The sequence below is a fragment of the Acinetobacter sp. P1332 genome, assembly GCF_044057475.1.
Lineage (GTDB): Bacteria > Pseudomonadota > Gammaproteobacteria > Pseudomonadales > Moraxellaceae > Acinetobacter > Acinetobacter johnsonii.
In genome coordinates, this window is sequence record NZ_CP171157.1 from 2,627,505 (window position 1) to 2,640,729 (window position 13,225).

Annotated in this window: 10 protein-coding genes and 1 pseudogene; 7 read left to right on the forward strand and 4 right to left on the reverse strand. The window is 41.9% G+C overall.

Going from position 1 to position 13,225, the window contains the following annotated elements:
* Positions 1–492: 492 nt before the first annotated feature.
* Positions 493–1,995, forward strand: coding sequence for a PLP-dependent aminotransferase family protein (locus tag ACFN7Z_RS12855; RefSeq protein ID WP_058952236.1), 1,503 nt, complete (start codon positions 493–495; stop codon positions 1,993–1,995).
* Between the two features lie 413 nt (positions 1,996–2,408).
* A complete protein-coding gene (locus ACFN7Z_RS12860; protein ID WP_058952237.1) occupies positions 2,409–3,854 on the forward strand; it encodes an amino acid permease in 1,446 nt (481 codons plus the stop codon).
* 116 nt (positions 3,855–3,970) lie between these two features.
* Here ACFN7Z_RS12860 and ACFN7Z_RS12865 read toward each other — a convergent pair whose 3' ends face one another.
* Positions 3,971–5,083: a heparin lyase I family protein gene (locus ACFN7Z_RS12865; RefSeq protein ID WP_228141069.1), complete on the reverse strand. Its 1,113-nt coding sequence runs from the start codon at positions 5,081–5,083 to the stop codon at positions 3,971–3,973.
* Positions 5,084–5,699: 616 nt separating this feature from the next.
* On the opposite strand from ACFN7Z_RS12865, the pseudogene ACFN7Z_RS12870 reads away from it, so the two are divergent.
* The 5 genes and pseudogenes from ACFN7Z_RS12870 to ACFN7Z_RS12890 all read left to right on the forward strand — a co-directional run bounded on the left by ACFN7Z_RS12870 (position 5,700) and on the right by ACFN7Z_RS12890 (position 11,026).
* Positions 5,700–6,394: pseudogene (locus ACFN7Z_RS12870) on the forward strand (alpha/beta hydrolase).
* A 551-nt stretch (positions 6,395–6,945) separates the two neighbouring features.
* Positions 6,946–8,406: a cytochrome ubiquinol oxidase subunit I gene (locus ACFN7Z_RS12875; protein WP_058952238.1), complete on the forward strand. Its 1,461-nt coding sequence runs from the start codon at positions 6,946–6,948 to the stop codon at positions 8,404–8,406.
* Positions 8,399–9,403 (forward strand): cytochrome d ubiquinol oxidase subunit II, encoded by a 1,005-nt coding sequence (gene cydB, locus ACFN7Z_RS12880; protein ID WP_004694788.1) that lies wholly within the window; start codon positions 8,399–8,401, stop codon positions 9,401–9,403. Before ACFN7Z_RS12875 ends, cydB begins: the two co-directional genes overlap by 8 nt.
* A 14-nt stretch (positions 9,404–9,417) precedes the next feature.
* Positions 9,418–9,540 (forward strand): hypothetical protein, encoded by a 123-nt coding sequence (locus ACFN7Z_RS12885; RefSeq protein ID WP_004694789.1) that lies wholly within the window; start codon positions 9,418–9,420, stop codon positions 9,538–9,540.
* Positions 9,541–9,619: 79 nt separating this feature from the next.
* Positions 9,620–11,026: a PLP-dependent aminotransferase family protein gene (locus ACFN7Z_RS12890; protein ID WP_058952239.1), complete on the forward strand. Its 1,407-nt coding sequence runs from the start codon at positions 9,620–9,622 to the stop codon at positions 11,024–11,026.
* Between the two features lie 251 nt (positions 11,027–11,277).
* Here ACFN7Z_RS12890 and ACFN7Z_RS12895 read toward each other — a convergent pair whose 3' ends face one another.
* From ACFN7Z_RS12895 to ACFN7Z_RS12905, 3 genes are read right to left on the reverse strand one after another with little or no spacing between them, the layout of a single operon-like run.
* Positions 11,278–12,087, reverse strand: coding sequence for an HPP family protein (locus ACFN7Z_RS12895; RefSeq protein WP_228141070.1), 810 nt, complete (start codon positions 12,085–12,087; stop codon positions 11,278–11,280).
* An 18-nt stretch (positions 12,088–12,105) separates the two neighbouring features.
* Positions 12,106–12,816 (reverse strand): LrgB family protein, encoded by a 711-nt coding sequence (locus tag ACFN7Z_RS12900; protein ID WP_058952240.1) that lies wholly within the window; start codon positions 12,814–12,816, stop codon positions 12,106–12,108.
* Positions 12,809–13,225: a CidA/LrgA family protein gene (locus ACFN7Z_RS12905; protein WP_058952241.1), complete on the reverse strand. Its 417-nt coding sequence runs from the start codon at positions 13,223–13,225 to the stop codon at positions 12,809–12,811. The genes ACFN7Z_RS12900 and ACFN7Z_RS12905 overlap by 8 nt, the downstream gene beginning before the upstream one ends.

Below are 13,225 nucleotides of genomic sequence, written 5' to 3' on the forward strand. Positions count from 1 at the left end.
TTATTGCATTTTGCGCTTTTATTGGCACTAGACGAGAGCCACTTTTCATCAGACAGATGGAGCCAATTTACCCTATCCCTTTATAGTTATTTTCCACCTGAAATATTTATTTGATAAAAATAAACAACTTAAAAAATATCAATTAAAAAAGACATACTTATTTAAGAGAGCCATTACGGTATTCAATCGAATCACCAAAAATGATAAAGAAACCCAAAACTCAGCAGATGACTGTGCCAACCCAGAACCCATTTATGTCCAGCCTTACGCTTTTCTGACTATATTTTCAAACCGTTGTACGCGAATGTGTAAATCATCTAAAAAAACTTTTGCTTTGGATGCGACTTGTGTATATTTCCAGCCCCTTAGTCGCGGGCATTTGCTCCCAACGTCTACAAGCGAAATGCTTTACAACGGCTGCCTGACGAGATAATTTTGCATTTATGGTAATCGCTCACGAAAAGCCATTTTAATATTGTAGGAGAGAGCCAATTGCGTAGCTTGCTTGGAGATTATTTACTGCAACGATTACAGCAAGATATTGACGGAACCCTACAATTGCGGTTGTTTCGCTGCTTACGCAACGCCATTATTGACAGTGTGCTCGCACCCAAAACTCGCCTACCTGCATCACGTGATTTGGCCAAAGAAATTAAAGTCTCACGCAATACCGTACTCAGTGCATATGAACAATTACAAGCGCAAGGCTATGTTGAAGCACGTACAGGCCAAGGCACTTGGGTGGCTGAAAAACTGCCTGAATCCTTTTTGGTCAAAGCTGAAAATACCAATAGTCAAGCTCAAGAAAAAAAGACTCAGCAGAATTACAATTTGTCGCAACGCGGTTCCTATCTCATCGGCTATTCAGCTGCATCACCTTACCAATGGGGCGCGTTTGTGCCTGGTGCACCCGATGTCACAGAGTTTCCGCACCATATTTTTAGCCGTATTCAAACCCGCCTCAGCCGTGAACCCGAGATTAACAGTCTCATTTATAGCAATGCGGGCGGTTGTTTAGAGCTGCGCCAAGAACTGGCGGAATACCTCAAAATTGCGCGTTCGGTGCAATGCGATGCAGACCAAATCATTATTACTGAAGGGACACATCAGGCGATCGATTTGGTTTCACGGACCTTAAGTGACCCAGGCGATGAAGTTTGGATTGAAGATCCTGCTTATTGGGGGGCACGTAATATTTTACGCATTAATGGCGTGAATCTACGCTCCTTGCCTGTCGATCAAGAAGGCATTATTCCTGACCTAGACCCGAAAACCCCACCTAAACTGATTTTTGTAACGCCTTCACATCAGTACCCTTTAGGCTCTCACTTAAGTTTAGAACGTCGTAAACAACTGATTGCCATCGCACGCCAGCATAAAAGCTGGATTGTGGAAGATGATTATGACAGTGAGTTCCGCTTTTCGGGTCAGCCCTTCCCTTCTTTGCAAGGCTTGGAGACTGATGCACCTGTCATTTATATGGGAACCTTCAGTAAAACCATCTACCCGGCGTTGCGCATTGGTTATTTGGTGGTCCCTAAAAAGCTGTTTTCACCGCTGCGTATTGTGGCATCGGAGTTATATCGGGGCGGGCATTTACTGGATCAAAAAGTTTTGGCGGAGTTTATCCGTGAGGGCCATTATGAAGCACATATTCGTCGTATGCGTTTACTCTATAGCAAGCGTCACGCCTTTTTAATCGATCTGATTACACGTCATCTTGGGGCAGATTTCCTGCATGAATACAATACCGCTGCCGGTTTACATTTGATTTTAAAGCTGCCGAGCAACATGGATGATGTGCTGATTGCCAGCAATGCACTTGATCAAGGCGTGAAAGTTCGGGCGCTGTCACAATACTATACCAAACATTACTCAACACGGCAGAAAGGACTACTATTGGGCTTTGCCTGTGTCCGTGAACAGGAAATATTGGTGGCTTTTGGTGTGTTACTCAAATGTCTGCGAAATGCAGGAATTCGTACGCTGAGTTGATTGTTTTTATAAATTAGATACTTAAGTTTTTTTACAACCCTTCGACTTGCGACTAAAGCCGCGGTTACAAAGCTGAGTTTTGCTGCTTCATTCTATAAATTATTGAGATGAGAGTAAACATTGGCTCCCATGCTTTTCATATTTTAGCTGCAATTGGCTCCTTCCAAATGCTAAAAAATGGCTCTCGTTTACTGAGAACAAAAAAGAGAGATTAGGTGCATACATAAACAACATGTAACCGTTTTGTAGCCAAAGTGTGATTTTTCACGCTTTGACAGGAATATCAGATTTATTCATTTTTGCCTTAATAATGATAAAGCCTCTGATCATTCGGTTACAGTTTTAAAGGATGAGTAGTCCGAAAAAGGCTTTGCCCCTTTTGAAGCTACCTCCTTAAGATTAAGGAAAATTATATGGAAGCACCTAAACAAAGCGCTGTGCCGGATGCATCTCAAGGCTTAAAAAATGGACTTAAGTCGCGTCATCTCACCATGATCTCGATTGCAGGTGTCATTGGTGGTTCACTGTTCATCGGCTCGGGAAATGTTATCTATTCGGCAGGCCCGGCTGCAGTTTTGGCCTATGCGTTTGGTGGATTACTCATTCTGTTAATCATGCGTATGCTGGGTGAAATGGCCGTTCTCAATCCAGACAGTGGGTCATTTTCAACCTATGCAGATCGTGCCATTGGGCGTTGGGCTGGTTTTACCATTGGCTGGCTGTATTGGTGTTCTTGGGCTTTGCTGATGGGTTGGGAAGCCTATGTCGCAGGTAAAATTCTCAACAGTTGGTTTCCCTTTATCCCAATCTGGGGTTACATGCTGGTCGTAATTGTGTCCTTAGTTTTGGTTAACTTACAAAATGTCAAAAACTATGGTGAATTTGAATTTTGGTTTGCACTCATCAAAGTAATTGCGATTGTGATTTTCTTAGTAATTGGTAGCTTGGCTATCATGCATTTATGGCCATGGGGTCAAGCAACTGCATCAGGAATCACGCATTTAACCGCAGACGGCTTCATGCCGAACGGTTTCTCGGCAGTGATCACCGCCTTGCTCGGGGTTATGTTTGCCTACATTGGTGCTGAAATTGTTACAGTTGCGGCGGCAGAATCAGAAAATCCAGCCCGTGAAATCCGTAAAGCATCTAACTCTGTGGTTTGGCGGATTATGTTGTTCTATGTCGGTTCAATGTTTATTACCGTCTGCCTAATTCCACATAACAATCCACTGTTAAAAGATCCAACTTGGGGAACCTATAGTGTGACTTTGTCAGCACTTGGCATTCCAGAAGCAAAACACATTGTTAACTTTGTGGTCCTGACCTCGGTATGCAGCTGCTTTAACTCGGCACTTTATACCTGTTCACGGATGTTATTTTCACTGTCCAAACGTGGCGATGCACCGAAAAGCTTCGGTTCAATCAACCGTAATGGTAGTCCGTGGATGGGCGTTCTGGTCTCGTCATTATTTGCTCTGGTGGCAACGTACCTTACTGCAACTGAAAGTATGAATGTCTATGACATCTTCATGTTAGCAACAGGTACAGCAGCGCTGTATGTCTACCTGACCATTGCCTTCTCACAATTACGTATGCGTAAAAAATTAGAAGCCGAAGGACAAGTGATTGACTTTAAAATGTGGTTATTCCCTTGGCTCACTTATCTTGCCATTGTCTTTATCATTGGTGCACTCATTACCATGCTTGTGGAAGGTACCTACTTTAAAGAAGTGACTTACACTAGTTTACTTGCCTTGTTTATAGTTGGATTAGGCATCTGTGCACAGAAGTTTAACTGGGGAAAGCATGCTCAAGATAAGCCTATGAACACTCAAGCCGATTTAAGCAATAACCTTTAATTTTAAAATAATGTGGTAATGATCTAAGGTTACACCAGATTAAACCGATGGCTTTCAAGTGAGAGCCATCGGTTTTTTAGTGATAAGAAATGACCACTTAGATGAAACTCAAAATCTTAATTGAGATCTTTAATCAACACGTTTTTATGGTAAGCCTCGACAGGCTGCCCCACGATTACACGGTTCTTCAGTGCCCCTTCACGCCAACTTGAACGGTAAATGCCCATTTGGAAATAAGGTGACCACTTTTGATGGTAATTATTGACCCCACTGATGTTGGCTACTTCTTTTCCATTGTGTTTTACCACCACTTTCCCGGGAATCAGTTGATTGTTTGCATCAAGTTTTGACCATTGGATATCAAAATTCCAATCATTCCACTGGTTATAAGCCACAGGCACATCTAAGACATAACGCTTCAAAAGCGTTTCTGGAACCGCCAATGGCGAGCTCATTGGCTTCAACTCATATAAATGTAACTGCCATTCAGGTTTTAGACCTGAAAGCACCAAGGCTATTGGAGGATTCAAATCCTTTCCATTTAGGTTAAAACCATGCCACTGCGCCAGTATTGTTCCATACTGAAATGCTGGCCATGTTGAGGGAATATAATGAGAAAAAGAATAGTTGTAATGACCCCAACCAAATTGCTTTCGTTGTATTTCCGCGCGATAACATTGACCATCATCAGGCACGACAAATTTGGCAACATTCTGCCCTGTACCAGCTGGATCTTTAACTATCGTGGCTGAACTACGATTTTCAAAGTGGAGAGCCATTGCATTCCACGTCGACAAATCATTGCTGTATTTATCGACACGAATTGTCCCCGTCTCAAAGCCATCACGAAAAATGACCTTACTCTTTTCTTCTGTATTGTCGACCAATACATCATCCTCTTTAGGATCTGGTATCACATCTGATGGATTGACAACTTGTTGTGTATTTCTTGCAAAGACTTGTAGTTTGACCGTAGTGGTTTGACTGTCTTGTTGACCATCATTCACCATTAAACTCAGTTCATAATCTCCAGCACGGTCTGGAATAAAATGAAATGTTTTATCTGTACTGGCACCCAGACTGGGAAAGCTATTTTCTGGCTTTTTAACAACCGCCCAACGATAGCTCAATGTGGTCGTGCCATCATCGGTACTTTCAGAACCATCTAAAAGTATACTATCCCCGACCATAGCACTGTTTTGCGTTAACTGAATTACGGCTACAGGCATTTCATTTTGAACACCTTTTACCGTTGCTGTTGTTGACTGCTGATCCTAATCGCCCCCGCAAGCACTCATCCCCAAAACTGTAACTAAAACTAAAAAACATCTAATTTTTTTTCATGCAAATGCACTCTATTTATACCCACCCAAAATCTGCCATGTACCTCATCTCCCCCATTTCTCGTTGAGAATTGAAAGCAATAGAACATGGCCAAATTCAACTTTTAAAACCCTAATGAGGTTCATTTGAAACAATGAAACGTACTACTTTAGTTATTGATAAATGATCAATTTCCCCCAAAATCAAGCATTCAGCACAGCCTGCTCATCTTATAACATTATGAAAATCCAGCTCTTCTTTTTTTTATGGCTGAATACCTCAAAAAATGAGTATCAGTATTGAATATTTTAAAAAAGCTAAAAAATAGCAGTAAGGAAAAATAAAATATTAATCACACAAAATGCCCACTTTTTAACGTAATTGGCATTTTTTTTCAGTCTTTTATCTATATTTTTTTAACTTACAATTAGTTAAATTAACTTGCATCGATAATCATTAGCCCAACCTAGCATGACCACTTTTTTAACTATAAGATGATATTTTTACTCTAGGGATAAGAAGATGAATAAGAAGCCAACAATTATTTTAGTACATGGATTTTGGGGCGGCGCTGCCCATTGGTCTAAAGTCATTACTGACCTATCTCACCGAGGTTACGAAGCCCTTCGTGCCGTTGAACTACCTCTCACCTCTTTGGCTGATGATGTTGAACGAACCCGTAAAATGATTGCACAAGTACAAGGAGATGTACTTTTAGTTGGCCACTCCTATGGGGGGCGGTCATTACCGAAGTGGGTAATCAGCCCAATGTTGTTGGTCTAGTCTATATTGCAGCTTTTGCACCCGATACTGGTGAAAGTCCAGGTGGCATTACGCAACAACATTTACCCGTTGGTGCACCCAACTTAGAACCCGACAGTGACGGATACCTTTGGGTCAAAGCCGATAAATACCATGAAAGCTTCTGTCAGGACTTAACGAATGATGAAGGACTGGTCATGGGCATCACCCAGAAAGCCCCTGTTGCCAGTACTTTTGGCGATACCATTTCAAACCCAGCATGGAAAAACAAACCATCTTGGTACCAAATTTCAACTGAAGACCGCATGATTCACCCTGAAAACCAAGCCATGATGTCTTCACGCTTAAATGCTCAAAAAGTCATTTCTTTAGATGCCAGTCATGCTTCACTCGCGTCTCAACCCAAAGCCGTTGCTGATTTAATTGATGAAGCCGCAACTTTCCTTGCGCGTTAAACTATCTTTATTGAAGGGAGTCTAAAGACTCCCTTTTTTAGAGGTATTTTAAGTATCAAACGACTTTAAAATCACAATAGATAGTGCAATATTATTATCCTGTAGGTGTAAATATTCGCACATACTCGGTTCGATGGCTGTCAGCTAGACTTCAGCTTTTACTACTGACCTTATCATTCATAATGAAGCTCCCTCGTTAAAAGTTTTATTCAAACTACGCTATTTCAAACAAGGTGTTATGCAAATTTTGAATAACATTTTTTAACTAACTCAGCATCAAAACTTTCTGTATATTTTAATGAAGCAATAAGAATGAATAGATCATAAAAACAGTTCACAAAATATAACAGACTAAGTGCAATTTTCTATTTTGTTATATTTTTTCTCTCCAATTCTTGTACCTACATCTTCTAGGCATCCTGATGCAAGATCATCATCAGTATTTTAAGTAGGTAGTTTTTAATGAAACGATCTATGCTTTTTAATCATTCCTATCTAGACAGCAACTGGGTATCGAACCGTCGATATTCCTGCCAGCCATGGAGGATGCAATGAGCCTCGGATTAACCGCACTTGAGTTGGCAAGAATTCAATTTGCCTTTACTGTTTCCTTTCATATTATTTTTCCTGCAACCTCTATTGGTTTAGCCTGCTTTCTTGCCATGCTGGAATGGAAGTGGCTGCGCACCCAAAATCCAATTTATAAAGACTTATTTAAGTACTGGATTAAGATTTTTGCCGTGGCATTTGCTATGGGGGTTGTTTCGGGCATTGTCATGGCCTACCAGTTTGGGACCAACTGGAGTGAATTTTCACGCATCGCAGGCAGCGTCACAGGGCCACTGCTCACGTATGAAGTCATGAGCGCCTTCTTTTTAGAGGCGGGTTTCTTGGGCATTATGCTATTTGGTTGGGGACGCGTCAGTCCCAAAGCCCACTTTTTTGCCACTTTAATGGTCGCTATCGGTACCTGTATTTCCATGTTCTGGATTTTATCTTCCAACAGTTGGATGCAGACACCTCAAGGCTTTGCCATCGAAAATGGCATTATTGTCCCCACAGACTGGTGGGCAATTGTGTTTAACCCATCTTTCCCCTATCGATTTGCCCATATGGCAGCAGCGGCCTTCCTAGTCTCATCACTTTTGGTGGTTGGCACCGCAGCCTGGCATTTACTGAAAGGTCGTCGTGATGAGTTAGTGAAAAAATCTTTTTCCATGGGCTTATGGATGGTACTGGTCACATCTTGCTTACAAGTTGTGATTGGGGATAACCACGGTTTAAATACCTTAAAACACCAACCTGCAAAATTGGCAGCCATTGAGGGTCATTGGGAAACCAATCGTGATCATGGCATGCCTTTATTACTGTTCGCTTTACCGAATATGGAAACAGAGTCGAATGATTTTGAGATTGGTATTCCCAATCTGGGCAGTTTGATTCTGACGCATTCCCTAGAGGGTCAGGTCACTGGTTTAAAGGACTTCGCAGCTGAAGACCGTCCGAATGCACTGATTGTATTCTGGAGTTTCCGAGTCATGGTCGGCTTGGGTATGTTAATGGTTTTACTCTCATTAACAGCGCTGTGGCTGCGTAAAAAAGGCTCTTTATATGAAAGCAGTTGGTTTCATAAATTTGCCATCATCATGGGGCCTACAGGTTATATCGCGCTCCTAGCAGGTTGGGTCACTACAGAAGTTGGTCGTCAGCCTTGGGTCGTGTATGGCGTGATTCGAACTAAAGACGGTTTATCGCATACAGTCACCGCAGATCAAGTCGGCTTGAGCCTGATTATTTTTGTTCTGGTCTATACCGTCGTCTTTGGCGCGGGTATTTACTACATGCTGCGCTTGATCAAATTAGGCCCTGCTTTTTCTACGCCTTTAGATGCCGTGCAAGATACTGGCCCAGGGCATTTTAAAACCCCTTTACGTCCACTCAGTGCTGTTGAAGAATCTATCGAGACCACTGATCCTTCTGCTCAAAATAGTAAGGAGAAACCACATGATTGATCTCGCTTTGGTTTGGGTCGGTATTATCGGGCTCGGGGTACTCATCTATGTGGTTATGGATGGTTTCGACTTAGGCATTGGTATTCTGTTTCCCTTTATGAACGGAACGCAAGAACGTGATGTGATGATGAATACCGTCGCGCCCGTTTGGGACGGTAATGAAACATGGATGGTCCTAGGTGGTGCTGGCTTATTCGCTGCATTTCCTTTGGTCTATTCAACTGTTTTATCGGCACTGTATTTACCCATTATCTTTATGGTGGTTGCCTTGATTTTCCGCGGCGTAGCGTTCGAGTTCCGCTTTAAAGCCACGCGCACCAAATACCTCTGGGATCTCGCGTTTATCTGGGGCTCTATCTTATCGAGCTTTTTCCAAGGCGTGATTTTAGGGGCTTATATCCAAGGTATTCAGACTACCAATGGTATTTACAGCGGTGGTGGATGGGACTGGTTCACGCCATTTACATGTTTTACTGGTCTAGGGGTCGTGGTGATGTATGCCACTTTAGGCTGTGGTTGGCTCATTTGGAAAACCGAAAAAGAGATACAACAACGGATGTATCATCTGATGCCTAGGCTGATTATTGCTTTACTCATTATCTTCGGTGCCGTGAGTTTATATACGCCTCTGACCCATCCTGAAATTGCACAGCGTTGGTTCTCTCTGCCGAATCTATACTATTTTAGCCCAGTGCCAATTTTAGTCTTACTGTTTGTTGGCTTGATTCTATCGGCGTGCAAAAAGCAGCATGAACTAAAACCGTTTATCTATACTTTGGCTTTAGTCTTTTTGGCTTTTACTGGCTTCGTCATCAGCTTATGGCCCAATATTATTCCGCCATCAGTCACTATTTGGCAGGCCGCTGCACCTGAGTCAAGTTTGAAGTTCACCTTAGTAGGAGCTGCAATTCTCATTCCGATCATCATTGCCTATACCTTCTTGTCCTATTGGGTGTTCCGTGACAAAGTACGTATAGGGGATCAGGGTTATCATTAATTGAGGAGATAGACATGAAAAAATTTGTTGATCGACTCAGCCCACGATTATGGTTTATTTTATTGTGGTGCTTTGGCTTTATTTCTCTCGCACTGATTGCGGGTTTCTTTAAGCTGTTGCTGAGTTTTGCTTACTAAAGCCAGCCAAGCATTTTTTATGAATTAGGCACGGGACTTTCAATACATGTCCTGTGCCTTTTAATTGCAGCGAACCCATATGTATAAATCAGAAAAACTTGCGCTCAGCCTGAAACATTTGATTGAAAGTGGTTTTTGGAAAGCCAACGATAAACTACCTTCACTCCGTCAACAAGCTGAAACATCGGGTTTTAGCCTGATGACCGTGATGAATGCCTATCAGGAACTCGAAGCGCAAGGTCTGATTTATTCACAAGAAAAACTCGGTTACTTTGTGACAGGCGATGCACGCTCAGAAAGCAACTCCAATAGCGTCATCCTCAACGAAAAAATTGAAATCAACTCTAAAATTTTCAGATACTTAAAATCGATCCAATCTGAACAAATGGTTCCCTTTGGCATTGCCTTTCCCAACAGCCAACTGCTCTACTCTGCCAAGCTGATGCAAACGTTGGGACAACGTGCCAAACACCGTCTCAGTTATGAACAGATGCCAAGTTTACCTCCCGGAAACTTTGAGCTGCGGAAACTGATTGCACAGCGCTACTGTATGCAAGGGATTCCAACAGACCCGTCCGATATCGTAATTACCTCGGGCGGATTAGATGCTTTAAACCTCTCCTTACAAGCCATGACCCAACCGGGTGACTATATTTTACTTCAAAAAACAATATTTTATGGCGCATGGCAAGCGGCTGAACATTTGGGCCTAAAAGTCATTAGTATTCCTGAACATGAAGAACACGGTATTGACCTTGAGGCGTTTAAAGATGCAATTGAACGTTATCCAATTAAAGTCTGTTTGCTGATGCTCAACAGTCACAACCCAATTGGTTTTACGGTCAGTGATGACATCAAATACCAACTGGCAAAGCTTCTGCATGAACGTGATATCTATTTAATTGAAGATGATGTTTATGAGGAGCTTTATTTTGACCATAAAAAGCCGCTGTCGATGAAATACTTTGATCAGAAAAATTTGGTTTTACACTGCTCTTCTTTTTCAAAAACCTTAGGTGCGGGTTTTCGGATTGGTTGGGTCTATGCGGGTAAGTTTTCAGAACATATTCAGCATTTACAACTGATGAGTACGCTTTCCGTCAACTCGTTTATTCAAAATGCCTTGGTCGATTATTTATCGCATCGACACTATGAAAAGCACTTAAAAACTTTGCGTAACACCTTAAAACGTCTCAAAAATCAGTATTACACTTATTTATCTGAACATTTGTCTGAAGATTATCAAATTCATTATTATCCATCGGGCTATTTCTTATGGATTACTTTGCCCGAGCAGATCAATGGGAATTTGATTTATGAGCAGCTTTTAGAGAAAAATATCAGTATTGCGCCCGGTTCATTATTTTATCAAACGGACAATGTCCCACATCATATTCGAATCAATTGTTCATTTGAAATCAATGAACGTATTCAAAATGCCTTAGATGCCTTGATCCAATGTATTTACCCAGAAGCCTTTGAGTAAAAGTTGAATGCTTTAAATCCAAACTGATTTAAACCATCTTTTGATTTGAAGAGACCCACTCCCTCACACTGCAAATATCACCATCCCAGAGATAAAATGACATGATCAGATCTGATCATGTCATTTCTCTCAAGCTAGGTATAGGATTTCTCAGCACTCATATTCTGAAAATAGGTGCGATAGATATAGACACAGCCAAGTGAAAAGCCAGCCATCAGGCCGGATGCAACAGGTAAAGCCATCACGCTGTCTTAAGGAAAGACAAAAACCAAAAATGGAAAGGCATATACCGCAGGAATGCGCATATCAAAGAGCTTGAGCAAAAGAAACATCAAGGGCATATATATGAGGGTGAGCAAGATCCAATCTTGAATCCACAACTGCATAAGCACGGCCATTGAAATCGACAGTGTCAACGCAGCAATCTGCTTAAGGCACATTTTCAACGAATACATCATCATATTTAATGATTCATATACCACCACTGTAATCGGTGGAATCAGCGCCATCGCTTCAACCTTGAAAATAGCGGCGAGTGCAAAACCGATTAAGGTAATACTGGCATATACACCTATTTTTCGTCGATCAAAATTGCCTTTCTTCTCCACGCCTTGGTTCAGTTTAAAGAGCACAACACCCAACATCAGGATAAAACTGGTGGCAAAAATCGAAATCAAAAACGATATTTCATAGGCTTGGGTCACAATCGGCAAGAAACCTGTGGCCAGTGCGGGCGGTAATATATAGTTAAACATCCGCATCACGAGCAACATAGCACAGAGAACCAAAACCAGTTTGAACAAATATGAAATCGGCATCAAATTAATACAGAACCCGATTACAGCGGTCAAACTGGGTAAAATAAAAATTTTATCTGGCTGATTCAGCCACTGTTTATCTCGATAGACCCATAGCCCAACGGCCATCGCCGCCATTTCAGGCAGAATAATTTCACGATCATTCAGCCCATAGGCAGCCGCCACCATGAGTACTATAAAGACAAAGGCCGCGAGATAGCTTTTGGGGCTTAAGATTGTCTTTGCATGTGACATAGGATTCATATTCGATTCCTTATTGATTTAAAAAGATATAAAGCCAAGTAAATACTTCGTCACTGCTATCAGCGATGGGGCAAATAGCACCATAATGATTCCTGAAATAATCATCGAGAGACTAGCAATGACGCCTTCCAATTCATGCCGCTGTCTTGCCCGAGCTATACCCATAGCATGTGCGGCATTACCCAGTGCTGCGCCCGAAGCAAGGTGATTTTTATATTTGATCCAAAGCAAAAGAAGGTCTCCCAACAACATACCAACTAAACCTGTAATTACGGTAAAGAGCGGAATCAGGCTGATGGAGCCCCCGAGTTTTTCGGTGAGCACCAAAGCAAAAGGAATCGAAATGGAACGCGCCAACAGGCTATTTTTAACGATGTCATCAAAGTCCAATAGGCTCGCCAAAAACCAACTGCTGAAAATACCCACCAACATGGCGAGACTAGAACTGAAGAGCAACACTTTAAAATGTTGCTGAATCATGCGGCGATAACGAAATACAGGAATCGCAAAAGCCACCGTAATTGGGCCGAGCATGGCCACCAAATATTGGGTATAAAAGTAATAGTCTTGGAACTGATGCTGTAAAAGAAAGATCAGTATGATGCTCAAGCTAGGAACGACAATAATCGGAGATAAATAGATTTTTTGGGTTCGAACAAAAAGCTGCTTTGCCATGAAATAGCACAGCACAGTCCAAACCAAGTAAAAAATCCCCCAGCATTCAGTCATTCTGATCTTCCTGTTTTGATTCTTGATTTAGCACTGGCTGCTTTAACAACAACCGCACGCTATATACAGAAACCATCATCACCAAAGCGGTGCTGATTAAAATCACCAGCAGAATTTTCCAACCACTGGCAATCAATAAATCTTGATATTGAATCACGCCAACCACTGGCGGAATGAAAAACAGCAGCAGTTCAGCCAGTAACAGATTGGCACCGCGTTCAACGTGGGCTAATTTCAACCATTTCATTTCAAGTAAAAACAACAGCAGAAAAAACCCAAGTACCCCTGATGCCACAGGCAAATTCAGCAACTTTTGTAAGACATCAGCACAGCTCCAAACGGCCAAAATAATGATGATTTGGTAGCTCGCAGTTTTTAACTTCTTCAGCCGAGTTCGGTCATGCAACAT

Excerpts from the sequence above, each read along its gene's own strand:
- cydB (WP_004694788.1), top strand. The coding sequence starts at position 8,399 with ATGATTGATCTCGCTTTGGTTTGGGTCGGTATTATCGGGCTCGGGGTA.
- ACFN7Z_RS12875 (WP_058952238.1), top strand. The coding sequence starts at position 6,946 with ATGAGCCTCGGATTAACCGCACTTGAGTTGGCAAGAATTCAATTTGCC.
- ACFN7Z_RS12905 (WP_058952241.1), bottom strand. The coding sequence starts at position 13,225 with ATGTTGCATGACCGAACTCGGCTGAAGAAGTTAAAAACTGCGAGCTAC.
- ACFN7Z_RS12895 (WP_228141070.1), bottom strand. The coding sequence starts at position 12,087 with ATGAATCCTATGTCACATGCAAAGACAATCTTAAGCCCCAAAAGCTAT.
- ACFN7Z_RS12885 (WP_004694789.1), top strand. The coding sequence starts at position 9,418 with ATGAAAAAATTTGTTGATCGACTCAGCCCACGATTATGGTTTATTTTA.
- ACFN7Z_RS12890 (WP_058952239.1), top strand. The coding sequence starts at position 9,620 with ATGTATAAATCAGAAAAACTTGCGCTCAGCCTGAAACATTTGATTGAA.
- ACFN7Z_RS12900 (WP_058952240.1), bottom strand. The coding sequence starts at position 12,816 with ATGACTGAATGCTGGGGGATTTTTTACTTGGTTTGGACTGTGCTGTGC.
- ACFN7Z_RS12865 (WP_228141069.1), bottom strand. The coding sequence starts at position 5,083 with ATGCCTGTAGCCGTAATTCAGTTAACGCAAAACAGTGCTATGGTCGGG.
- ACFN7Z_RS12860 (WP_058952237.1), top strand. The coding sequence starts at position 2,409 with ATGGAAGCACCTAAACAAAGCGCTGTGCCGGATGCATCTCAAGGCTTA.